A 23,248-nucleotide genomic window follows, 5' to 3' on the forward strand; every position below is an offset into this window, starting at 1 on the left:
GGTGCGGCGCGCGGCGAGCCGCACATCGCGGGTCGCGGGCCCGCGCCGGGAAATGAAAGGAGACGTATGCCCGACGGGCATGACGCGCGCGTGACAGTGTCACACGGCATCATACCGGCCGCTTTTCCGTGCCCCGAAAACAACGCGCCGCCCCGTGGGCGGCGCTGACGGGCAAGCCATCGTGGCGTGCGCGGGACGCGTTACTGCCGCGTCTCCGACTGCACGGCGCTCGGGCATGCGGGGTCCTTGCCCCAGTGGCCGTCGCACACGCGCCAGCGGCACAGCTGATCCTGGAAGAACCCGCGCTCCGAACACTCCTTCACGCGTGACGCCAGCGAGCCGCCGGTCGTCGCCGCCGCCTTGGTCGGCACGGCCTGCGCCTTCTGCGCGGCGAGCTTCTTGTCGGCCGGCTTCGTGCGCGCGACGAGTGCGGCAAGCAGATCGGCATCCGGATCGTCCTTCGCGCCCGCCTTCGCGGTTCGGGTCGGCGTCGCTTCGCGGCGCTTCTTCGCCTGCGCGAGCTCGGCCTGCTGTTCCTTGCGATGCTTGCGAGCGTCGGCCTTCGTCTCGGCTTTCGTGTCGGTCTTGCCGTGCGCCGCCACCTTCGTGCTCTTCGACGCGTCGGCCTTCGCCGTCTTGGCCGTCGCCGCCGCGGCGGCCGCGGTAGCGGCTGCGCCGGCCGTGGCCGCGCCCGATGCGTCCTCGGCGCCGTTGGCGAGCGCGCGCGACAGGCGGCTGGTGTCCGCCGCGGAAGCCGATGCGGCCGACGTGGATGCGGATGCAACGGTCTGGGACGCCGAATCGTCGTTGACGATCGTGGCCGGTTGCGCGGCCGACGCGGCGGATGCGCCGTTCTGCGCGACCTGTGCGGCGGCGGCGCTGGCCGGTGCGGCCTTGTCCGGCGCAGCCGCCGCGGGTGCCGTTGCGGCCACGACCGCGGCGGGCCGTTCGCCCGACGACTGCTGCATGCGCCACGCGCCCCAGCCGCCGACGGCCACGACCAGCGCCACGACGGCGGCAATCGGCGCCTTCAGCGAACGGCGCGGCGGCTCGGCGGGCGGCGTGACACGCCCTTCCAGATCCGCGAGAATGCGCGACTGCCGAGGTCCTCCCTCGCCTGCCGGTTTAGTATCGGACAGCAGGCTGGGCGGAGTTTTCGAATTTGAATTTTCCGGCGCACTCATTCAGCGTCTCATTGAATCCTGGTTTAATTCACCGCGATAATATAGCCCGGCCTCTCGAAGCAGCCTGATTCTAAGAGCAAGCATTGCAAAACACAATCAATTCCAATTTCCGGGGATTTCGTTGATTGCCGTCGCACTCGTCGCCTATTTCGCCCTTGCCGTCGCCGTTGCGGCACTGTTGCTTTTACCGGGTGTCCGCGCGACCGTTTTCGAATCCGTGGCCCAGTTTCACGGCCGTCTCACGCGCCGTGCGAACGATCGCGCCGCGCGCGCGCGGAGTCAGATTGTTAAATCGGCAAGCGTGACGCGCGGTGCATTAAGCGACGTGCAAAATTTACTGGTTCGGCGGCGCTTGATGATTATGGTGTCGGCAGGTATTCTTGCGACGCCGCCATTGGTGGCCATTGCGTTACGCGGTCGGCAATTATTTCAGTACGACGACACCGCGCGCGTGCCCGACGAGAAGATCGCCGCGCTGCTGCAGGGCGAACAACTCGTGCCGCCGCCGCCGTTGCCGCCGGAAGTCTTTGCCACGAAGGAAGTCGAACAGGTCCGCCCGGCGCTGAAGGATGCAAGCCGCGACTGGAACCTGCTGGACCCGGATTTCCGGACGCGTTTGCTGCTGGTCTACAAGATCATGCACGAACAATATGGTTATGAAATGGCGCTGCTGGAAGGCTACCGGAGCCCGGAACGACAGAACCGGCTCGCGCAGATGGGCACGAACGTGACCAATGCGGCGGCCTTCCAGAGTTATCACCAGTTCGGGCTGGCGGCCGATAACGCATTCCTGCGCGACGGCAAGCTGGTCATTTCCGAGAAAGATCCATGGGCGATGCGTGGCTATCAGTTGTACGGCCAGGTCGCCGAACAAGTCGGCCTGACCTGGGGCGGCCGATGGAAAATGATGGATCTCGGGCACGTGGAATACCATAAACCCGGTTTTAAACTGGGACGCGGCAGCTAGTCAGGGCTGCCGGACAAGAAATAATGAGGGCGGCATGGGGCTTTTTAATCACCCGGCAGGAAACGATTTGGGCGACGCAAACAATCGGGCATTCCGGTGCGCGATTTTTTCCGGCCGCCGCTTCCGTTTTAAATCTCACAGCGTCCTTTCGTTAATGCGCGCGCCTTCTCCGATGCCGCGAGCGCATTGATGCCAGCCTCCTTCACCCCGTTTGACAGCATGGCGACACATCGCGGCGCCACCCTTGCCGCTCGACGCGTCTGCGTCGCCTCACCGAATCGCACCGGAACCTGAACGTCCTATGCAACGCATCCTCAACGTGCTGACTCATCCGCGTACGCTCTCGATCGTCGGGATCGTCGCGCTAGCGGCCATTCTGTTCATCGTCGCCGACATGCTGCAGTTGCCGCTCCTGTGGGCGGCGATCGCGTTCGCGGCGGTCCTCGCGCTGTGGCTCGTCGTCGCGCTGTGGCGGCGCTGGCGCGTGAAGCGCGCGAACCAGCAGCTCGGCCAGGTGCTCGAAGAGCAGGCGGAAACCGGCAAGATCGCGGCGCCGGCCGCCGCCGCGCTCGCGTCGGACGCGAAGACGGCCGACCTCGACGTGCTGCGCACGCGCCTGTCGGATGCGGTGAAGACGATCAAGACGTCGAAGATCGGCCAGGTGTCGGGCGGCTCCGCGCTGTACGAGCTGCCGTGGTACATCGTGATCGGCAACCCGGCCGCGGGCAAGAGCAGCGCCGTGCTCAATTCCGGCCTGCAGTTCCCGTTCGCGGACAAGAACAGCGCCGTGATCCACGGCATCGGCGGCACGCGCAACTGCGACTGGTTCTTCACGACCGAAGGGATCCTGCTCGACACGGCCGGCCGCTATTCGGTGCACGAGGAAGACCGCAGCGAGTGGCTCGGCTTCCTCGGGCTGCTCAAGCGCTACCGCCCGAAGGCGCCGATCAACGGGATCATCGTCACGGCCAGCATCGCGGAGCTCACCGGCAACCGCCCCGAATTCGCGATCAACCTCGCGAAGAACCTTCGTCAGCGCGTTCAGGAGCTGACGGAAAAGCTCGAAGTGTTCGCGCCCGTCTACGTGATGTTCACGAAGGCCGACCTGATCACCGGCTTCACCGAATTCTTCAGCAGCAGCGACAAGCACGAGTACGACCGCGTGTGGGGCGCCACCCTGCCCTACGAGCCGGACGAGAAGCGCGACGTCGTCGCGCTGTTCGACACGCACTTCGAGGAACTCTACGAAGGGCTCAAGGAAATCAGCGTCGCGCAGCTGTCGCTGTCGCGCGGCAACCAGCTGTCGCCGGGCCAGTTGAGCTTCCCGCTCGAATTCTCGACGATCAAGCCGTCGCTGCGCGCGTTCCTCGCGACGCTGTTCGAGAACAACCCGTTCCAGTACAAGCCGATCTTCCGCGGCTTCTACTTCACCAGCGCGCTGCAGGAAGGCGAGACCAACAGCGCGGCCGCGCAGCGCATCGCGCACCGCTTCGGCCTCGACGGCAGCGCGCTGCCGAAACCGCACAGCGCGTTCTCGAAGAACGGCTTCTTCCTGCGCGACCTGTTCTCGAAGGTGATCTTCGCGGATCGCCAGACGGTGCGCCAGTTCGCGAGCCCGACCAAGACGCGGCTGCGCTACGCGACCTTCTTCGGCTTCGTCGCGGCGCTCGCGCTCGCGCTGAGCGGCTGGACGTGGTCGACGATCGGCAACCAGCAGCTCGTCGCGAACGTGCAGGCCGACCTCGACAACGTCACGCGCCTGCAGCAGGGCCGCAACGACCTGCAGTCGCGCCTGCAGGCGATGGACATCCTCGAGGACCGGATCGAGCAGCTCGAGCAGTTCCGCCGCGACAAGCCGCTGTCGGTGTCGCTCGGCCTGTACCAGGGCGACCGGCTCGAGCAGCACCTGCTGACCGAGTACTACAACGGCGTGCGCCAGATCCTGCTGGCGCCCGTGTCGCAGAACCTCGCATCGTTCATGAAGGACGTGAACGCGCACCCCGAGCAGCTCGTGCCGATGACGCGCCCGCCCGAATCGGGCGCCGTGCAGGGCGGCACGATTCCGGTCTCGACCAATGCGGCAGGCGCCGCGCCGCAGGCCGGCGCCGCGCTGGCCGCATCGGGCGCCGCGCCGGCCGCCGCCCCGCAACAGCCCGCCGCGCCGCAAGGCGGCCTGTACAGCGACGCGTCGCCGACCAACGTGCAGGATGCGTACAACGCGCTCAAGACGTACCTGATGCTGTCCGACAAGCGTCACGTCGAACAGGCGCACCTGACCGACCAGCTCGCCCGCTTCTGGCGCGGCTGGCTCGAGACGAATCGCGGCAACATGCCGCGCGACGAGATGATCCGGAGCGCCGAGCGCATGATCTCGTTCTACCTGTCGCGCGTGAATGACAACGACTGGCCGATGATCGACGCGAACCTCGCGCTCGTCGACCAGACCCGCGAGAACCTGCGTCGCGTGGTGCGCGGCATGCCGGCCCGCCAGCGCGTCTACGAGGAAATCAAGGCGCGCGCGTCGACCCGCTTTGCGCCGATGACCGTCGCGCGCATCGTCGGCGACGGCAACCAGGGGCTCGTGGCAGGCAGCTACGCGATTCCGGGCACGTTCACGCGCGAAGCGTGGTTCGACTACGTGCAGCCGGCGATCCGCGACGCGGCGACCAAGGAGCTGCAGGCGAAGGACTGGGTGCTCAACACGTCGACGCAGGACGACCTGACGCTCGAGGGCAGCCCCGAGCAGATCCAGAAGACGCTCGTCGGCATGTACAAGACCGAGTACGCGCAGCACTGGCAGAAGTTCATGCAGGGCATCGCGGTACAGGGCTTCACCAGCTTCGGCCAGGCCGTCGACGGGATGAACCGCCTCGGCGATCCGCAGGATTCGCCGATCCGCAAGATCCTCGAGACCGCGTACGACCAGACGTCGTGGGACAACCCGTCGCTCGCGAACGTGACGATCAAGAAGGCGCAGACGGGCGTCGTGAACTGGGTCAAGCAACTGTTCTCGCGCTCGCAGGCCGGCCAGGTGGCGGCAGCCAACATCGACATCAACGGCAATCCGGCCGAGGTGCCGATGGGGCCGATCGGCCAGGAGTTCGTCGGACTCGCGCGGATCGTCGCGACGCATGACGGCACGTCGATGCTGAAGAGCTACATGGAGTCGCTGTCGAAGGTCCGCACGCGCTTCAACGTGATCAAGAACCAGGGCGATCCGGGGCCGGGCGCGCGTCAGCTGATGCAGCAGACGCTCGACGGCAGCGGTTCGGAACTCGCCGATTCGCTGAAGCTCGTCGACGAGCAGATGCTGACGGGCCTGACCGATTCGCAACGCAAGTCGCTGCGCCCGCTGCTGGTGCGGCCGCTGATGCAGGCGTTCGCGGTCGTGATCCAGCCGGCCAGCGCCGAAGTCAACAAGGTGTGGAACGCGCAGGTCTACCAGCCGTTCCAGAACTCGCTCGCGACGAAGTATCCGTTCGCGGCGAACGCGAAGGTCGAGGCAGGCGCCGGCGAGATCGCGCAGGTGTTCGGTCCGGACGGCTCGATCGCGAAATTCGTCGGCACGACGCTCGGGCCGCTCGCGGTGCGCCGCGGCGACACGCTCGCCGCCCGCACGTGGGGCGACATGGGCATCGGGCTCACGCCGGACTTCACGAACGGCTTCGCCCGCTGGGTCGCGCCGCTCGCGGGCGGCGCCGCCGGCAGCGCGGCCGCGTCGTCCGAGCCGCAGACCGTGTTCCAGATCCTGCCGCAGCCGAGCACGGGCACGACGGAATACACGATCGCGATCGACGGCCAGCAGCTGCGCTACCGCAACACGCCGCCGCAGTGGACCAACTTCGTGTGGCCGAACCCGCAGGGCTCGCCGGGCGCGACGCTGTCCGCGACGACCTTCGACGGCCGCACGGTGCAGCTCGTCAACGAGCCGGGCCGCTACGGTCTCGAGAAGCTGATCAACTCGGCGCAGCGCAAGCGCCGTCCGGACGGCACGTTCGACCTGACCTGGGCACAGGGCAGCGTGAACGTGTCGGTGACGATGCGCATCATCAGCACGTCGCAACCGTCGGCCGGGGGCGGCGACCAGCCGCAGCAGCAAAGCCTGCGCGGCCTGCAGCTGCCGTCGTCGGTCGCCGACGCGAGCGCGGGCGCCGCGCAGAACGCGACGCAAGCCGGCACCGGCACGCCGGGCGCCGCGCCGGCCGTCGCGGCCGCCAACGCAACGAATGCACAGAGGGCGCAATGACGCAAACCGTACAGGCGCAAATCGCCTACTTCGGCAAGATTCCGTCGCGCGGCGACTTCGTGAAGAGCGCGCACAATCCGCAGCTGCTGCAGACGCTCGATCGCTGGATCGCGCAGGCGCTGGAGCTGCTCGCGGAAGATCCGCGCTGGAAGATCGTCTACGAGGACGCGAAGCCGATGCATTTCGCGTTCCTCGGCTCGCGCAGCAAGCTCGCGATCGCGGGCCACATGGTCGCGAGCCACGACGTGTCGATGCGCCGCTTCCCGTTCCTCGGCGCCACTGCGCTCGAGGTCGACCGGCCGCTCGCGTTCCTCGCGCGCAGCCCGCTCGCGTTCGCGCGGCTGTGGTCGCGCGTCGCCGCGCAGATCCCGCCGCTGCTCGGCAAGGACGAGCCGCCGGGCGCGCTGCAGGCGCTGGGCGACACGCAGGTGCCGATCGACATCGGCGGCCCCGGCACGTCGCATGACGGCACCTTCAACGATTTCGTCGAACACCAGTCGCTGTACGGCCTGCAGGAGATGCTGCTCGAAAGCGGTCATCCGGTGCGGCTGCGCGGCGCGATGCTCGCGCTCGGCTCGCTGCTGCGCCCGGTGATGCAGAGCGGCTCGTCGCACATCGAACGCGGCCTCACGCTGCCGCTGCCGGTCGATCCGTTCTACCGCAGCCTCGTCGCCGCGTTCTGGCTCGAGCTGATCGCGCCGTTCGTCGCGCAGGCCGACTTCGAGCTCGCGATCTTCATCGGCACGATCGCCGAACGCGAACGGCTGATCATCGGCTTCAACGGCGCGTCGGCGAAGACGCTGCTGAGCGTCGTCGACCCGCAGACCTACGCCGCCCACAACATCGACATCGACGATCCCGAGTGGATCGACGCCCATGCGCAAAACGATCCGCAGATCAGCAAGCTCGTCAGCTACCTCGACCAACCGCAACTCTCGCTGCGCGTCGCCATCGACGCGTTCCGCGAAGCGTTCATCGGAGGCTGACGGCATGCATCGCACGATTCAGGTCCGGCGCGCGCGCCTGTCGGCCGCCGTCTCGCCCGCCCTCGCCGCGCTGTTCGCCGCCGGCCTCGTCGCGAGCGGCGCGGCCTTCGCGCAGAACACGGGCGCGACCGTCACGCCGGTCGGCAACGGCACGGTCGCGACGACCGCGCTGCCGCAGGCGAATCCGAGCGCCGGCGGCGCATCCGGCACGGTGGTGCACGGCACGGCCGGCACGATCGCCCCGCCGCCCGCGAACGCCACGCCCGGCCAGGTGGTGGTCGGCGGCAAGGTGCCCGACGAGGCGACCAAGGCCGCCGTGCTGCAGAAGCTGCGCGACACCTACGGCGCGACGAACGTCGTCGACCAGATCGAGGTGGGCGACGTCGCGACGCCGCCGAACTGGAGCGCGAACGTGCAGAAGCTGCTCGGCGCGCAGCTCAAGCAGATCAGCAAGGGCCAGTTGAAGATCAACGGCACGCAGATCGAGATGAAGGGCGAGGTGCACAACGAGGCGCAGCGCCAGCAGCTCGCGAGCGACATGGCGAACACGCTGAACCCGACGTATACGATCAAGAACGGGCTGCGCGTGTCGGCCTCCGAACAGGGCGTGCTCGACCAGACGCTCGCGAACCGGACGATCGAGTTCGAGACCGGCAGCGCGACGCTGACGCCGCAGGGCAAGCTGATCCTCGACCAGATGGCGGCCGCGCTCGCGAAGATGCCGAACCGCACGGTCGACATCATCGGCCACACCGACAACTCGGGGAACCGCACGTCGAACATCGCGCTGAGCCAGGCGCGCGCGGATGCGGTGAAGGGCTACCTGATCACGAAGAGCATTCCGCCGCAGCAGATGACGACGACGGGCGTCGGGCCGGATCAGCCGATCGCGCCGAACGATACGGCGGATGGCAGGGCGAGGAATCGGCGGATCGAGTTCCGCGTCGGGCAGTAACGGGACGTCGGCCGGCCGCCTCGCCATGGCGAAGCGGCACGGCACACGACGGGCGGCGGCAGCGATGCGCCGCCCGTCTTGCGTTTACGACTGCTCGTCGGGCCGCACGCCCAGCAGTTCGCGAATGTGCGACAGCGAGCCGTCGTCCTTCACGACGCTCTCGAGCCACTTGTGCAGCGGCATGTCGGCCCATTCGGCGGCCTTGTCGGCGAGATACGCGACCGGGCTGTGCGGCTCGGTCTGACGGAAATAGCGCGCCACCGCACGCAACTGGTCGACGGCCTGCGCACGGTTCTGGATGCCGGCGATCATCTGCGTCACCGGAGGACGCGAAGCGGTCTGCTGCTGCACGTGAGTCTCCTCGGTCTGGATCGGCTGGCCGAACACCGGCTCGATGCGTTCGGGCTGGGCCTGCGGCGCCGCCTGCGTGTGCGGCGCGCTGCCCGTATACCCTTGTTCGCGCGCGAAGCGCTCGGCGAGCCGGTAGACGGTCTCGAACGCGTCGCGCGTCTGCCGGAAACTCGGCGCCGCATCGCCCGCGCGCTCGACGAGCCGCTCCTCGAACGCATCGAGCGCGAATTCGAACGCCTTCAGGTTCGCCAGCAGCGCCGTGTAGAACGCGATCGACGTCACGCGCCGCGACGCATCGATCTGCTCGATCGACGGCTTGCCGCGTGCGATCTCGTCCGCGTGCTCGGGGTCGCGCTTGATCGACTGCGCGACGTGCTGCGCGACTTCCCAGTCGAGCGTGCTGAACGCGTTCGATGCGCCGTCCGTCAGCGGCACCGCGCGCAGCAGCTCGGCCGTGCGGCCGGCAAGCCACGCGACGTTGCCGAGCCGGTGCTCGATGTCGTCGTCCTCGGGCAGCGGATGGAAGGTGTCCCAGAAGTCGCGGCACAGGCCCTCGAGCAACGCATAGCCTTCGGTGAGGCCCGTGATGCCGTCCTCGAGCGCGAGCGCCTCGGTCAGCCACACGGCGAGCCGCAGGTCCTTCGTGCGCGTGCGCAGCAGCTCGCCCGCATGGTCGACCACGAAGCCCCAGTCGGCCTCCTTGATCTCGGTCACCCATTCGCCCTGGTCGAGCGTCGGGTCGTCGTAGCGCCGCGCGTCCTGGATCGCGTCGAATTCGTTCGAGAACAGCAGGTCGTCGCCGCTGGGCGACGCGTCGCTGATCGGCGTCAGCAGCTCGGGGAGATTGATCGGCATGGTTCGGTCAGTTCGTCATTGCTGGGCTTCGCGCGGCCGCGCTCATTCGACGGTGTACGCGAATTCGCCGGCCTCGTCCGCACGCACCGCGATGCGCGCGATGGACGCGCCGTCGGCGATCCGGCCGAGCACGTGGCCCGCGATCTCCGGCAGCAGCGTGCCGTTCAGGATGTGGTCGACGTTGCGGGCGCCCGAGTCGACCTCGGTGCAGCGCGCGAGCACCGCATCGACGAGCGACTCGTCCCATTCGAACGCGGCCTTGTGGTTCGCGTCGATCCGGCGGCGGATGCGTTCGAGCTTCAGCTCGATGATCTCGGCCAGCACGTCGTCGGAAATCGGATAGTACGGCACGACCTTCATCCGGCCGAGGAACGCCGGCTTGAAGGTCTTGTACAGCTGCGGACGCAGCGTCTCGGCCAGCGCGTCCGGATCGGGCAGTTCCTCGGCCGGCTTGTTCAGGCAGGCCTGCATCACCGCGGCCGAACCGACGTTCGACGTCAGGATGATCAGCGTATTGCGGAAGTCGATCTCGCGCCCTTCGGCGTCGTCCATCGTGCCCTTGTCGAACACCTGGAAGAACATCTCGAGCACGTCCGGGTGCGCCTTCTCGACCTCGTCGAGCAGCACGACGGAATACGGGTTGCGGCGCACGGCCTCGGTCAGCACGCCGCCTTCGCCGTAGCCCACGTAGCCGGGCGGCGAGCCCTTCAGGCCCGACACGCTGTGCGCTTCCTGGTACTCGCTCATGTTGATCGTGACCATCTTGCGCTCGCCGCCGTACAGGATGTCGGCCAGCGCGAGCGCCGTCTCGGTCTTGCCGACGCCCGACGGCCCGACGAACATGAACACGCCGCGCGGCTTGTTCGGATCCTCGAGGTTCGCGGTGGCCGTGCGCACGCGCTGCGCGATCGCCTCCAGCGCATGGTCCTGGCCGATCACGCGCGCGGCGAGCAGCGGCTGCAGGTTCAGCACGGTGTCGATCTCGTCCTTCACCATCCGGCCGAGCGGAATGCCCGTCCACGCGGCGACGATCTCGGCGACGACGTGGCCGTCCACCTGCAGCGGCACCATCGGCTCGCCACCCTGCAGCGCGTGCAGCGCCGCGACGCGCTCCGCGAGCTTGTCGCGGGTGGCCTGCACGTCGACCGGCTGGCCGTCTTCGGACGGGCCGCGAGCCTTGTCGAGCGTGTCGCGCAACGCGGCGATCTCGGCGACGATCGTGCGCTCGGCTTCGTAGCGCTCTTCGTCCTTCGCCAGTTGTTCGAGCGCCGTGCCGCGCGCGCCGCGCAGCTCGCCGAGCCGCTCGTCGTGCGCCGCGCCGCCTGCCGCCTCGCGCTCCAGCGATGCGATTTCCGCGTCGATCCGCTCGATGCGCTTCTTCGTATCGTCGATCGCCGCCGGCGTCGCGCTGTGCGCGAGCGCGACCTTCGCGCAGGCGGTGTCGAGCACGCTGATCGCCTTGTCCGGCAACTGGCGGCCGCTGATGTAGCGATGCGACAGGCGCACGGCCTCGGTGATCGCATCGTCGAGGATCCGCACGTTGAAATGCTTCTCCATCAGGCCCGACATCCCGCGCAGCATCGCGGCCGCGAGCGGCTCGCTCGGCTCCTCGACCTTCACGACCTGGAAGCGCCGCGCGAGCGCCGCATCCTTCTCGAAGTACTTCTTGTATTCGCTCCACGTCGTCGCGGCGATCGTGCGCAGCTCGCCGCGCGCGAGCGCCGGCTTCAGCAGGTTCGCCGCGTCGTTCTGGCCGGCCTGGCCGCCCGCGCCGATGATCGTGTGCGCCTCGTCGATGAACAGGATGATCGGATGCGCGCTCTTCTTCACCTCGTCGATCACGCTCTTCAGACGGTTCTCGAACTCGCCCTTCACGCTCGCGCCGGCCTGCAGCAGCCCCATGTCGAGCACGTGCAGCGCGACGCCGCGCAACGGCGGCGGCACGTCGTCGGCCGCGATACGCAGCGCGAGACCCTCGACGACCGCCGTTTTGCCGACGCCGGCCTCGCCGGTCATGATCGGGTTGTTCTGGCGGCGGCGCATCAGGATGTCGATCGCCTGGCGGATCTCCGCTTCGCGGCCGATCACCGGATCGATCTTGCCGTCGCGCGCGCGCTGCGTGAGGTTGGTCGTGTACGTGTCGAGCGCGGGCGTCTTCGACGGGCCCGCCGCGGGCGCGCTGCCGTCGCCGGCCGGCGCGACGTCGCTGCCGTCGTCGTCCGGCTGGCGCGGCTCGGCTTCGCTCGAGCCGGCCATGATGTCGTCGAACTTGTGCTTCAGGTCCGTCACGTTCATTTCCGCGAAGCGCGACGACATCCGCTGCGCGAACTGCGCGAGATCCGGCGCGGTCAGCAGCGCGAGCAACAGGTGCCCGGAACGGATGCGGCCGAGCTGCGAATCGAGCGACGCGATCAGCCACGCCTGCTCGAACAGCGCGATCAGATGCACGGAGAACACCGGTGTGCGCGTGTTGCCGGTCTTCAGGCGCGTGAGCTCGCGTTCGAGATCGGCGTGCAGCGCATGCGGATCGACACGGCTTGCGCGCAATGCGAGCGGCAGGTCGCCCGTCGCTTCGTCGAGCAACGCGAGGAACAGGTGTTCGAGATCGACCTCGTAGTGGCCGCGCGCCAGACATGCGCTCGCCGCACGCTCGGTCGCATGGCGGCACAGCGGGTTCAGTTTCGTGATCAGGGTCTTCAGAGGCGTGCTCATGGCGTCGATCTCAGGTTCGATTGCGTGTTGTTGTTAGGGTCAGTGAATCACGTGCAGTTCGTAGCGGGCGTCCGAGCGGTCCTCGTCCGCGTCGCGCGTGCAGAGGAACGCGTCCCAGCCGAGCCGCGAGCCCGCGCCGAGCACGCTCGCGCCGACCTCGGTGCGCTTCAGCACGAGCTTCACCTCGTACTCGAGCGTGACACCGGCGAGCAGCGTCAGCATCCGCTCGAGCGCGACGGCCTGTGCGCCGCCGGGCAGGAACGCCTCGTAGTCGCGCTTGGACAGCGGGCCGACGACGATCCGCGCGCGCATGTCGCGCTGCCACACGCGTTCGCCGACGAGCGCCGTCGCGCCGAGCACCGCGTTGACCTCGCCGAGCACGCTCAGCTGATCGGGCGGCACGTCGTACCACTTGCCGACGAACTGGTCGATCTTCACCGGCACGCGGAAGTAATCGGACAGCGTGCGCTGCAGGTAGGCTGCCGACATCGGCCGGTGCCGCGCGGCGAGCGCGTAGCCGGCCACGGCCTCGTCGAGCACGCCGCCCGCGCCGGCCGCGAGGCTGTCGCGCACCTCGTCGCTCGGCACGCCCGCGATCGCGAGCAACAGCGGCAGGTAGCGCTCGTCGCGGTCGAGTTCGTAGTGGAACGGCAGCCGGTACTTCTTCCACGCCGCATAGAACAGCGCGGTCGCGCGGTTCGAGAACACGTCGAAGAACGCGCGCGCCGCGTGGTCGCGCCGCAGGTGTTCGCGCGCGACGATCTGCTCGGTGTAGTGCAGCGGCAGCGCACCCTGGCCGCCCAGCAGCCCGAAGAACGCGGGCGTCAGCTCGACGCGGCCGAGCTCGCCGGCGGCCAGCGCGGCGGCGCGCTGCTCGCCCGAGTGCAGCGGCGCGCCGTCGTCGTCGAACGAGCGCGCGCCTTCGATCTCGCTCGGCGGGAAGCCCAGCGACAGCGTGTTGCGGAATTCGATGCGCTGCGCGACCACGTCGCCCTGCCGCCACGCGCCGGGCGCATCCGACGCCTGCCGCGCGAACAGCCCTTCGAGCACGCGCACCGCCTGGAAGAACTCGAAGCGGTGCGGCTCGTCGAGCAGCGCGTCGACTACGCCAGGATCGATTCGCCGGTTCGGGGCTTGCATCGAATGATCTCCTCGCCGGTGCGCTTCGACACGACGACCAATTGAACGAAACTGTTGAGGTGGACGTACAGCCCGAAGAAGCTGTCGAGCACGCGCACGAACGACGCGAGGCTCGCGCCGACGAAGTGTTCCTCGTCGATCGTCAGCCGGATCTCGATGCCGCGCACGAAGGTCGCGAACGGTTTGCCGGGCAGCCACTGCACGGCGCCGCGCTGCTCGACGCCGGCGAGCCCGTCGATCTGGCGCATCGACACGGCCGTGCGCCGCAGGTCGTACAGCGTCAGCATTTCCTTCAGCGGCGCGAGGCCGTGCGCGACGAGCGACACGTGGTTGAGCGCGAGGTGCGACACGAGCCGCCAGTGCGCGGCGCGGCCGCGCTCGAAGCGCACGCTCTGCGTCGGGCGGCGCAGCAGCGAGATCCCGCTCGTCTGCGCGCCGCCTTCCTGGAACAGGTCGCCGCCTTCGAGGCCGAATGCGAGCATCGCCGGCAGGTCGCGGTTCGTGCAGGTGAGGTCGAGGCTCAGCGTGTCGGTCTGCGGCGACGTCGGCTCGAAGTCGATGTCGACGATCGAAATCTCGGTTTCGTAGCCGGGGCTCTTCTGCGCGACCCAGTCGTTGCGGCGCGCGAACCAGTAGTGACCGATGCGCGCCGCTTCGCCGTGATGCAGCGAATAGAACGGGCGGAACTCGATCACCGATTCCTCATGCGCCTGCTGGCGGACGAGCTTCACCGAGTCGATCGAATACACCTCGTACGCGAACGCGCGCCGCGCCTCGGCGATCACCGGATACGACACCGCGCGGTGCGTGATGCGGATCGGCTCGCCGTGCTGGCGGAACAGGTTGACGATCGGCGTGCAGAACAGCCGGAAATGGCTCGCCGTCAGCAGTTCGAGCAGGCGCGCGACGTGCGAATCGCTGCGCACGTCCTGCAGCACGAGATGCAGCGTCGCGCGCTGGCAGCGGCCCGACGCGCGCGCGATCGCCGCGAGGTCGAAATCGACGAAATCGAACTTGTCGGGAAACGCGAAGTATTCGGTGAGCAGGCGGTACGCGGGGTGCGATTTCGCCGGATAGTCGATCAGCGCGTCGTCCTCGGCGAAGCCGGCCTGCGCGATCGGCAGCTTGCGCAGCGCGGTCCAGCGGCCGTTGCGTTCGGGCTCGACGTACGCGCCGAGCACGTTGACGAACAGGCAGTCGGTCAGCGCGGCGACGAACGACTGCTCGCCGTGCAGGTGCGCGCGCAGCGTCGGCAGCTTCAGCGCGCCGAGATCGAGCTGCGCGGCGAGCGATTCGAACGTGATCGAGATCACGCCCGTCGCGTTCGACGGCAGCACCGTCGCGCTCGGCGCGAGCGCGACCGGCGTATAGCGCGCTTCCGAGATGCGGATCGGCGCGAGCGTCACGTCGTAGGCGGTGCGGAACCGGCATTGCACGCCGCGGATCGGGCGGCTCTTCAGCTCGGTGCCGCGATCGATCACGACGGGCTCCGTCTGCTGGCCGGGCGACGCCGGCGTGAACTGCGCGATCGAGCACGACGGGAACGGCCGCAGGTAGTGCGGATACAGCACTTCCAGCAGCGCTTCGGTGAATTCGGGGTAGTCGTCGTCGAGCTTCTTGTTGATGCGCGCGCCGAGCAGCGCGAACGATTCGATCATCCGCTCGACGTGCGGATCCTCGCAATGCTCGCCGGACAGCGCGAGGCGCGCGGCGATCTTCGGATAGCGTTCGGCGAAATCTCGCGAATAGCGCCGCAAAAACGATAATTCGCGTTCGTAATACGGCAGCAATTCTTCCATCGACGACCCCGAACCTCAATATTTCCTGCCGGACCTGATTGACCACCGGGCGGTCCGGCCCGCTCGGCGGCTTGATTTACTGCATTCTTGCCGCGCGTGCGCGCGTGACCGAATACTGCAGCGTCGACGGTTGCAGCATCGCGTCGAAACTCACCGGCTCCTCGGCCGGGTGCACGACGAGCAGCGCCTGGATCGCGAAATAGAGCGCGTTGGTGGCCTGCTCGTTCAGCTCGAACGTCACCTGCACCTGTTGCAGGCGCGGCTCGTGGCGCGCGATGGCCTGCTGGATCGACTTGCAGATGAACGCGCGGTCGTAGTGACTCGCGAGGCTCAACCCCGCGAAATCGTTCAGCCCGTAAGTCAGCACCGATTTCTGGCATTCCGGCAGCGCGGCCAGCTCGTTCTCGGTGTGCGCGATACGGGTGTTGAGGATCGCCTCGACGTCGCGGGCGACCGTGTTCTTCAGCTCGTCCAGCGACAATTGCCGCATCGCCGCCGCGGCCGGCAGATGCGGTTCGTCGTCGAACAGCTTGTCGAGAAAACTGGGTTCGAATCGTTTCATCGGCCGGCCTGCACAGCGAAAACGGCAACGGGACGCCGAGCGCCCCGTTGCCGCAACCGACCTTAGACCGCGTAGGTCTTGTCGTTCTTCGTCAGGCTCCAGGCGCCTTGCGTGTTGCCGCCCTGGTTGCCTCCGATCTTCTGCTGGGTTTGCTTCCACTGCACGGCTGCGTACTTCAGCGAGAACGTCTCGATCGGCAGACCTTCCTCGCGAACGCTCGGCGCGATGCTCGAGATGATCACGTACTTGAGCTTGACTTCCAGATACTGCACGCGCTTGCCTTCACCGTCCGCGCGCGAGAAATGGACCGTCACCTCGTCGAACGTGGTACCGCCCGAAGCGTGCTGGTACAGCAGCGGGCTCGACGAATCGATTTCCTTCGTGAAGATCATGTCGCCGTGCTCGCAACGCGTCATCGTGTGACCGCCGGCGGTCGATGCGGTTGCCGAACGCGGCTGAACGATCGAGTGATCCCACGATTTCAGTTCGATCCAGCCCTGATGGTCCTTGTCCGCGGACTCGCCCTTCACCGCGGGACTACCAAACTGCAAGTGCATATGTAACATGGCCCTTCGACTCCCCAAAGAGGTGGTTTTAACGTCCTACCCAGGCGGCCCGCCCGGGCGATTTACTCGCTTATGAATTTGCCGGTTTGGGCAGATCAGCGACAAGTCGCAGAGAAATCGAGAGTTCGTCGAGCTGAAAGTGCGGGCGCAGGAACGCGACCGAACGATACGAGCCCGGCTTGCCCGGAATCTCCGACACTTGTATGGATGCCTCGCGCAGCGGAAATTGCGCCTTCTGTTCCTGCGAGGCGTTGTCGTCGAGCAGGACGTACTGCGAAATCCACCGGTTGAGGAAAGTCTCCACGTTCTGCGCCGATGCGAAGCTGCCGATCTTGTCCCGCATCATCGCCTTCAGGTAGTGCGCGACGCGCGATACCGAGAAGATGTACTGAAGCTGGGCGGACAGGACGGCGTTCGCATTCGCGCTGTCGGTGCTGTATTTTTTCGGCTTCTGCACCGATTGCGCAGCGAAGAACGCGGCGTAATCTGAGTTCTTGCAATGAACGAGCGGGATGAAGCCGAGATCGCTCAGCTCCTTCTCGCGGCGATCGGTGATCGCGATTTCGGTCGGGCACTTCAGCGCGACTTCACCGTCGTCGGTCTTGAACGTGTGGGTCGGCAGGTCTTCGACCAGGCCGCCGCCTTCGACGCCGCGGATCGCCGCGCACCAGCCGAAGTCGTCGAACGCGGCCGTCAGGCGCGCCGCGAAGGCCCACGCCGCGTTGCACCACAGGTACTTGTCGTGATCGGTGCCGTCGACTTCCTCGACGAAGTTGAAGTTCTCCGCGGTCTGGCCGTCCTTCGGATTGAACGGCAGGCGGCCGAGGAAGCGCGGCAGCGTCAGGCCGACGTAGCGCGAATCCTCCGCGTCGCGGAACGACTTCCACTTTGCGTATTCGACGGTGTCGACACCTTGCCGAGGTCGCGCGGCTTGCCGAGGTCGGAGAACGACTCGAGGCCGAGCAGCTCCGGCGACGCCGACGCGATGAACGGCGCATGCGCGGCCGCCGCGACGTGCGACATCTGCTCGATGAAGTACATGTCTTCCGGCTGGCGCGAGATCTCGTAATCGCCGATCAGCGCACCGAACGGCGAGCCGCCGAACGTGCCGAATTCCTCTTCGTAGACCTTCTTGAACAGCGCGCTCTGGTCGAACTCGCTCGCGCCCTTGAAGTCGCGCACGAGGTCGCGCTTCGGGGCGTGCAGCGCCTTGATCTTGATCGTCTGGCCCGTGTTGCTTTCCTTGACCAGATAGTCCAGCCCGCGCCACGTGCTTTCGAGGCGCTGGAATTCCGGTGCGTGCATCACGGCGGAAAGCTGCGTGGAAATCAGGCGGTCGAGTTCCGCGACGCGCGCGTCGATCGTGGCCGACAGGTTGTCCGACACGATCACCGTGCCGTCGAGCACCTGGTGCACGAGTTCGCCGATCAGGTCCTTCGCACGCGCATGCTCGGAATCGGATTTCGCGACCTTGCTCTTCTCGACGATGTCGTCGAGCAGCGAAGTCCCGGCGGCGTATTCCGCGCCGCTCGCTTGGGCCGCAGCCGTTTGCTGGTTCATCTCAACACTCCGTCGTCATTCGCCGTCTTTGTCGCTGCCCGTGCCCTTCGCGAGCTCCTGCAGCTGCTGCGTGTTCTTCAGCACCTCGGACAGCAGATCCTCGAGCTTGTCGTTGCCGGCGAGCTTGTTGCGCAGGTCGGCGAGCTTCGAGCGCGCCTCGAGCAGGCGGCGCAGCGGCTCGACCTGTTCGACGACTTCGTCCGGGCTGAAATCCGACAGCGAGCGGAACTTCAGGTCGACCGCGAACTTGCCGCCTTCCGGGCTCAGGCGGTTTTCCACCTGGAACGCGGCGCGCGGCTCGATCGCCTTCATCACGTCGTCGAAATTGTCGCGGTCGATATTGACGAACTTGCGGTCGCGCAGCTTCGGCTGCTCGATTTCGGACTGGCCCGCCAGATCGCCGACGACCCCGACGACGAACGGCAGTTCCTTCACCTCGATCGCATCGCCCTTCTCGACCTCGTAGGTCAGCTGGACGCGCGGCGGCCGTATCTTCTGCAAGCTTTTCTGAATGCTTTCTTTCTTGGCCATCTCGACGGCTCCCAGGTTAGTTGTGGTTATCGCGTCAGTTGCGGTTTCAGTTGCGCAGTGCGCCGAACGGATCCGCGCTGCCCTTTTGCGACGCGGGCGGCGTCGGCGCGGTCGACACCGCCGCTTCGGCGGCCGGTGCGGCGCCGGCCCCGCCCTTCGGGCGATGGACGACACGGCGCGGCGGGCGCGGCTTCACGACCTTGGTTTCCGGCGGAAACAGCGCGGATTCGCCGAGCGTGTCGCGCAGCTGCTTCGCGAGCGCCTGCGCGTCGGACTTCGCGTCGCCCGCGAGCGACGCATCCTGGCGCAGCTCGCCGAGCGACTGCGTCGCGATCCGCAGGCCGGCCACGGCCAGCACGCTCTTCGCCTGACGATCGGTCGCGTCGCGCTGCAGCGCTTCCTGGGCGGCGACGATCGCCTGCCCGTAATGATTTTGGGCGAACTGGATTTGCGCGATGCGCGACCACGGTTCCTCGCGCGTCGGATCCGACTTCGCGAGCTGCTGGTACAGGCCGAGCGCCTTGTCCTGGTCCCCCGCCTTCGCGACGGCGTCCGCATCGGCCAGCGACTTGTTGAACACTTCCGCAGTCGGCGGCGCGGGAGGCTGGCTCGCACAACCGGCGATCACGCCGCAAGCCACCACTACCCCAGACAGTTTTGCGAACAGACGGTCTTTCATCGTTATATCCACCGGCGCGTGAGTTTTAAATCGTTGAGAATCTGGTTCTTTTGCTTTGCAAGAAGCGCGCGGGTATAGTACCGATCAATTTTTCATAATTCAATCGTCGTGTGAAGAGTAATTCCTTTTAAAACCGGGCGCTACCCCCTCGAATGGCCGCTCGCTGCGGGCTCGCAGCGGTTTTTCCGCGGGCCGGAATGCGCAAGTTTTACTGGTCGCACGACGCGCCGTCCGGACGGCGGAAAAAATTTCCGGGCGCTTGCCTGACGCAAGCGTGCTTAATAGTTGAACGGTGCAATGTCGGGGATCCGCAGCGAACGTGGTAATACCCGGCAGTTTTGACAGGGATAAAGGCGGCACGCCGGAAAAACGATGAGATCGTCCATGATTCGCTACGCGCTGCCGCTGGTTGCGTGCGCCCTCCTGGCCGGATGCGCGGCCGCCCCGCTGCTCGGCTCGGCCGCGAGCGCCGTGATGTCCGCGGCCGGCATCGGCAAGCCCGAGGTGCCCGACGCGCAGAAGCCGCCGCGCAACATCGGGCTCACGCTGGCCGCCGCGCCGAACCTGAATGCCGCGACCGACAACAAGCCGCTCGCGCTCGTCGTCCGGCTCTATGCGCTGAAGGACCCGACCTCGTTCCAGCAGGCGCCGTTCGACGCATTTACCGATCCGACCAAGGAAAAAGCCGCACTCGGCGCCGATCTGCTGAATGTGCGCGAAATCACGCTGATTCCGGGCCAGCGCTATACGGCGACCGAGAAGGTATCGCGCGAAGCGCAGGCATTCGGCATTGTCGCGCTGTTCCGAGATCCCGCACTCCAGCGATGGAAACTGACGTTCGATCCGGCGAAGTCGGAGAAATCCGGCATAATCATCGGCCTGCATAATTGCGCGATGACGGTCACCGACGGCACGGTCATCGCACCGCAACAGGGTGCACCGTCGCAACCGCTGAATATGCTTTCTTCGGTCTCCTGCGGTTAAACATGACGCACGAATGTCAATTAACAAGAGTTAACAATTGGCGATTTATTTCGGGCACGAACAAATCGATTACATCGCAACGCCACATTAACCGGATTTGACATGAGTTATTCGGCCAAGGTGCTGTGGGGGGAAGGGCTGTTCCTCCGGCCTCAACACTTTCAGCGGCAGGACGCGTACCACGAGGCGCGCCTGTTCGAGTCCATCCAGGCGATCCAGCCGTACAACTGGGGCGTGCGCTCGGTGCGCATCGACCGCGACGCGCTCGGCAGCAACGTGCTGCGGGTGGCCGAGCTCGCGCTCGTGTTCCCGGACGGCGCGCTGTATGCCGCGCCGCAGGCCGACGACCTGCCGCCGCCGATCGCGCTGGATACGTTGCCCGACGGCATCAACGAATTCGTGTTCTATCTCGCGCTGCACCCGCTGCGCGAGAACGGCACCAACTACAGCGACGATCCGGCCGCCGGCTTCACGACGCGGTTCGTCAGCGAGCAGACGAGCGTCGCCGACAACTTCACCGACGCCGCCGAAGCCGACATCACGTTCCTGAAGACGCAGGTCAAGCTGATCGCGCACAGCGAGCCGCGCGACCAGCTGCTGTCGGTGCCGCTCGTGCGCGTACGTCGCACCGCGACGTCCGGGTTCGAGATCGACGACAGCTTCGTGCCGCCGTGCCTCGCGATCGACGCGTCGCCGATCCTGCACCAGCGGCTGCGCCAGCTGGTCGACGCGCTGCAGGCGAAGGTGAACGCACTGTACGGCTTTCACCGCGAGCCGTCGAAGAACATCATCGAGTTCCGTTCGGGTGACATCGCGTCGTTCTGGCTGCTGCACACGGCGAACGCCGCATTCGCGACGCTCGCGCACCTGCACCAGCACGCGGCGCTGCATCCGGAGCGGCTGTTCCAGGAACTGCTGCGCCTCGCGGGCCAGCTGATGACGTTCTCGAAGGGCTATACGCTCGCCGACCTGCCCGTGTACCGCCACGACGATCCGGGCCCGAGCTTCGCGCGGCTCGACCTGATGCTGCGCGAACTGCTCGACACCGTGATCTCGACGCGCTACTTCGCGATCACGCTCGACGAGGTGCGTCCGTCGTTCCACCTCGGCCGCCTCGATTCCGGCAAGATCGACGACAAGACCGAGTTCTACCTCGCGGTGTCCGCGGACATGCCGAGCGTCGAACTCGTCGATGCGGTGCCGGCCCGCTTCAAGGTCGGCGCACCCGACGACGTCGACAAGCTCGTGCTGTCGGCGATGCCCGGCGTGCGGCTGTCGTACACGCCGCAGGTGCCGCCCGCGATTCCGGTGCGCCCCGGCGCATGCTACTTCGCGCTCGATTCGCGCAGCCCGCTGTACGAGCGCATGCTGCAGGCCCAGTCCGCGATGATCTACGCGCCGACTGGCATCAATGACCTGAAATTCGAACTGATCGCGGTCACATCATGAGCTACGCGCCTTCCTTGTTCGGCGACAACGCGCCGACACCGCTGCATACCCCGGCGTCGACGGACTCCGCGTTCCAGGCCCGCTCGCTGCTCGATTTGCTGTACGACGGGTTCTTCATGCTGTTTCTGCTCAAGAACGGGCGGGAGCCGGACAGCGCCAGCGAGTTCAGCACGCGGATCCAGGAGTTCCTGTCGGATTTCGAGCGCGGCGCGAAGAAGCTGAATATCGCCGCCGAGGACGTGTACGGCGCGAAGTTCGCGTTCTGCGCGGCCATCGACGAAATGGTGCTGTCGTCGCAGTTCAAGATCCGCGCGGATTGGGAACGCCGGCCGCTGCAGCTCGTGCTGTTCGGCGAGCAGCTCGCGGGCGAGAAGTTCTTCCAGTATCTCGAGGAAGGGCGCGCGCAGGGTGCCGCGCGGCTGCAGTCGCTCGAGGTGTTCCATATGTGCCTGCTGCTCGGCTTCCAGGGCAAGTACCTGCTCGAAGGGCCGGAGAAGCTCGCGTATCTGACCGCGCGGCTCGGCGACGAGATCGCGCACATGAAGGGCAAGCGCGCGCCGTTCGCGCCGCATTGGCCGCTGCCGGACCAGATCGCGCACCGCTTGAAGCGCGAGGTGCCGGTGTGGGCGATCGGGACCGTGTTCGCGCTCGTTGCGCTGCTCGGATATCTCGGGCTCAACACGTACCTGAAGGACAAGACGCTGCAGGCGTTGGCGCCGTATTCGCAGGTGATCAAGGTCGGGCCGGAGTCGGCCAATTTGACGATTTCGTTGCCGTAACCGGCACGCGTTTTTCGAACGACCGCTTCATGAGAAAAGGACCGCCTGGCGGTCCTTTTCTGCTTTTGCGCACTTCCTCCGGACAACTGAAAAAGATCGATGGCGGGTCGATGCGTCACGCCATCCAGATGTCTTCATAGCCGGCGTCGTCGATGATGAAGCGTGCGCCGGGAGGCAACCGCAGATAAGGCAGAACCGACGGCAAATAGGTCGACAGGTGCGCCGCATGCAGCGGCTGATAGAAATCGTCGGCGTCCGAGTATTCGCCGCAGTGGAAGAACCAGCCGACGTTGTCGCCTTCGGACAGCGCGATACGCGTGCCATAAACGGGCATCCGTCCGAGCGTCGACATCGCGACGGCAACCATCTCTTCGGGTTCGACGGCCTGCAGGCCGTAGCGTGCGCAAAGCGCTTCCTGTTGCGTGCGCAATGCTGCCGGATCGTCGGCCATGTTCATTTCCTTTCTGCCGTGCAGCGAGTCAGCCAGGTTGCCAGCATAACCGTGGATCGGCGCCGTGCCGGCGGCGCAGCATCAGAACAGGATGAATGCGTCGTTCTCGACGTAGAAGACAAACGCGTCCAGCAATTGTGCGACGCTCGGCTCGTCGACCTGATCGTGTGCGTTGATCACGATGTCCTCGATCGTCGCGCTGTCGAGCGTGACTTTCCAGCCGGGTTGAGCCGCGATGGCGGGCGCAACGTCGGCTTCCGCGTCATCGGCGTCTTCGAGGAACTCCCCGTCGGTGTCGAGCGTCCACGGCATCGGCGGCAGGTAAAGCCACCCGGAGAAATCGCCGGGACGTTCGAGAATATGGTGGAGCGACGCTGCGGTCGGGGAGTCGGTCGACATGAGTATTGCGGTGGTATCCGGATTGATGATTGCGTTGCATCGGCCGCGAGCCACCCGCGGCAGGGCGTGATTATGCCAATTCCTCGCCCGCCC

The 23,248-nt window shown here is 66.6% G+C and carries 18 protein-coding genes and 1 pseudogene; 7 read left to right on the forward strand and 12 right to left on the reverse strand.

Annotated elements, in window-relative coordinates; genetic code table 11:
* Positions 1-200 precede the first annotated feature (200 nt).
* Positions 201-1,184 (reverse strand): phage tail protein, encoded by a 984-nt coding sequence (locus tag HWX62_RS29350; protein ID WP_175931987.1) that lies wholly within the window; start codon positions 1,182-1,184, stop codon positions 201-203.
* A gap of 121 nt (positions 1,185-1,305) precedes the next feature.
* Here HWX62_RS29350 and HWX62_RS29355 point away from each other — a divergent pair, with 121 nt between their 5' ends.
* From HWX62_RS29355 to HWX62_RS29370, 4 genes are all read left to right on the forward strand, one after another.
* Positions 1,306-2,151 carry a M15 family metallopeptidase gene (locus tag HWX62_RS29355; protein WP_175931988.1) on the forward strand — a complete coding sequence of 282 codons (846 nt, stop codon included), beginning with the start codon at positions 1,306-1,308 and terminating at the stop codon, positions 2,149-2,151.
* Positions 2,152-2,452: 301 nt separating this feature from the next.
* The gene (gene tssM / locus HWX62_RS29360) at positions 2,453-6,397 is read left to right on the forward strand and encodes a type VI secretion system membrane subunit TssM (RefSeq protein ID WP_175985304.1); all 3,945 of its coding nucleotides are present in this window, start codon (positions 2,453-2,455) and stop codon (positions 6,395-6,397) included.
* Positions 6,394-7,383, forward strand: a complete 990-nt coding sequence (gene tagF, locus HWX62_RS29365; RefSeq protein WP_175931990.1) for a type VI secretion system-associated protein TagF — start codon at positions 6,394-6,396, stop codon at positions 7,381-7,383. Before tssM ends, tagF begins: the two co-directional genes overlap by 4 nt.
* Positions 7,384-7,387: 4 nt before the next feature.
* Positions 7,388-8,338: an OmpA family protein gene (locus HWX62_RS29370; protein WP_175931991.1), complete on the forward strand. Its 951-nt coding sequence runs from the start codon at positions 7,388-7,390 to the stop codon at positions 8,336-8,338.
* Between the two features lie 84 nt (positions 8,339-8,422).
* Here HWX62_RS29370 and tssA read toward each other — a convergent pair whose 3' ends face one another.
* From tssA to HWX62_RS29415, 9 genes and pseudogenes are all read right to left on the reverse strand, one after another.
* Positions 8,423-9,544, reverse strand: coding sequence for a type VI secretion system protein TssA (gene tssA / locus HWX62_RS29375; protein ID WP_175931992.1), 1,122 nt, complete (start codon positions 9,542-9,544; stop codon positions 8,423-8,425).
* 42 nt (positions 9,545-9,586) lie between these two features.
* On the reverse strand, positions 9,587-12,256 hold the full coding sequence (tssH, locus tag HWX62_RS29380) for a type VI secretion system ATPase TssH (RefSeq protein WP_175931993.1): 2,670 nt from the start codon (positions 12,254-12,256) through the stop codon (positions 9,587-9,589).
* Positions 12,257-12,295: 39 nt separating this feature from the next.
* On the reverse strand, positions 12,296-13,396 hold the full coding sequence (gene tssG, locus HWX62_RS29385) for a type VI secretion system baseplate subunit TssG (protein WP_175931994.1): 1,101 nt from the start codon (positions 13,394-13,396) through the stop codon (positions 12,296-12,298).
* Positions 13,360-15,195 carry a type VI secretion system baseplate subunit TssF gene (gene tssF, locus HWX62_RS29390; protein ID WP_175931995.1) on the reverse strand — a complete coding sequence of 612 codons (1,836 nt, stop codon included), beginning with the start codon at positions 15,193-15,195 and terminating at the stop codon, positions 13,360-13,362. Before tssF ends, tssG begins: the two co-directional genes overlap by 37 nt.
* A gap of 76 nt (positions 15,196-15,271) precedes the next feature.
* Complete coding sequence (gene tssE, locus HWX62_RS29395) at positions 15,272-15,757, reverse strand: type VI secretion system baseplate subunit TssE (protein WP_175931996.1); 486 nt, start codon at positions 15,755-15,757, stop codon at positions 15,272-15,274.
* A gap of 62 nt (positions 15,758-15,819) precedes the next feature.
* Complete coding sequence (locus HWX62_RS29400) at positions 15,820-16,323, reverse strand: type VI secretion system tube protein Hcp (RefSeq protein WP_059449787.1); 504 nt, start codon at positions 16,321-16,323, stop codon at positions 15,820-15,822.
* A gap of 70 nt (positions 16,324-16,393) precedes the next feature.
* Positions 16,394-17,883 (reverse strand): annotated as a pseudogene (gene tssC / locus HWX62_RS29405) (type VI secretion system contractile sheath large subunit).
* Between the two features lie 15 nt (positions 17,884-17,898).
* The gene (tssB, locus tag HWX62_RS29410; protein ID WP_027783377.1) at positions 17,899-18,414 is read right to left on the reverse strand and encodes a type VI secretion system contractile sheath small subunit; all 516 of its coding nucleotides are present in this window, start codon (positions 18,412-18,414) and stop codon (positions 17,899-17,901) included.
* 46 nt (positions 18,415-18,460) lie between these two features.
* Entirely contained in the window at positions 18,461-19,093 is a 633-nt protein-coding gene (locus HWX62_RS29415; protein WP_175931997.1) for a tetratricopeptide repeat protein, read from the reverse strand.
* A gap of 372 nt (positions 19,094-19,465) precedes the next feature.
* On the opposite strand from HWX62_RS29415, the gene tssJ reads away from it, so the two are divergent.
* From tssJ to icmH, 3 genes are all read left to right on the forward strand, one after another.
* Positions 19,466-20,077: a type VI secretion system lipoprotein TssJ gene (gene tssJ, locus HWX62_RS29420; RefSeq protein WP_175931998.1), complete on the forward strand. Its 612-nt coding sequence runs from the start codon at positions 19,466-19,468 to the stop codon at positions 20,075-20,077.
* A 102-nt stretch (positions 20,078-20,179) separates the two neighbouring features.
* Positions 20,180-21,526 (forward strand): type VI secretion system baseplate subunit TssK, encoded by a 1,347-nt coding sequence (gene tssK / locus HWX62_RS29425; protein ID WP_175931999.1) that lies wholly within the window; start codon positions 20,180-20,182, stop codon positions 21,524-21,526.
* Complete coding sequence (gene icmH, locus HWX62_RS29430) at positions 21,523-22,305, forward strand: type IVB secretion system protein IcmH/DotU (protein WP_175932000.1); 783 nt, start codon at positions 21,523-21,525, stop codon at positions 22,303-22,305. The genes tssK and icmH overlap by 4 nt, the downstream gene beginning before the upstream one ends.
* Positions 22,306-22,420: 115 nt before the next feature.
* On the opposite strand, the gene HWX62_RS29435 is transcribed toward icmH, so the two are convergent.
* Positions 22,421-22,756, reverse strand: coding sequence for a hypothetical protein (locus HWX62_RS29435; protein ID WP_175932001.1), 336 nt, complete (start codon positions 22,754-22,756; stop codon positions 22,421-22,423).
* Positions 22,757-22,837: 81 nt separating this feature from the next.
* The gene (locus tag HWX62_RS29440) at positions 22,838-23,155 is read right to left on the reverse strand and encodes a hypothetical protein (protein ID WP_175932002.1); all 318 of its coding nucleotides are present in this window, start codon (positions 23,153-23,155) and stop codon (positions 22,838-22,840) included.
* Positions 23,156-23,248: the final 93 nt, after the last annotated feature.

It is taken from the genome of Burkholderia sp. BCC0506 (assembly GCF_902833145.1).
Classification (GTDB): domain Bacteria; phylum Pseudomonadota; class Gammaproteobacteria; order Burkholderiales; family Burkholderiaceae; genus Burkholderia.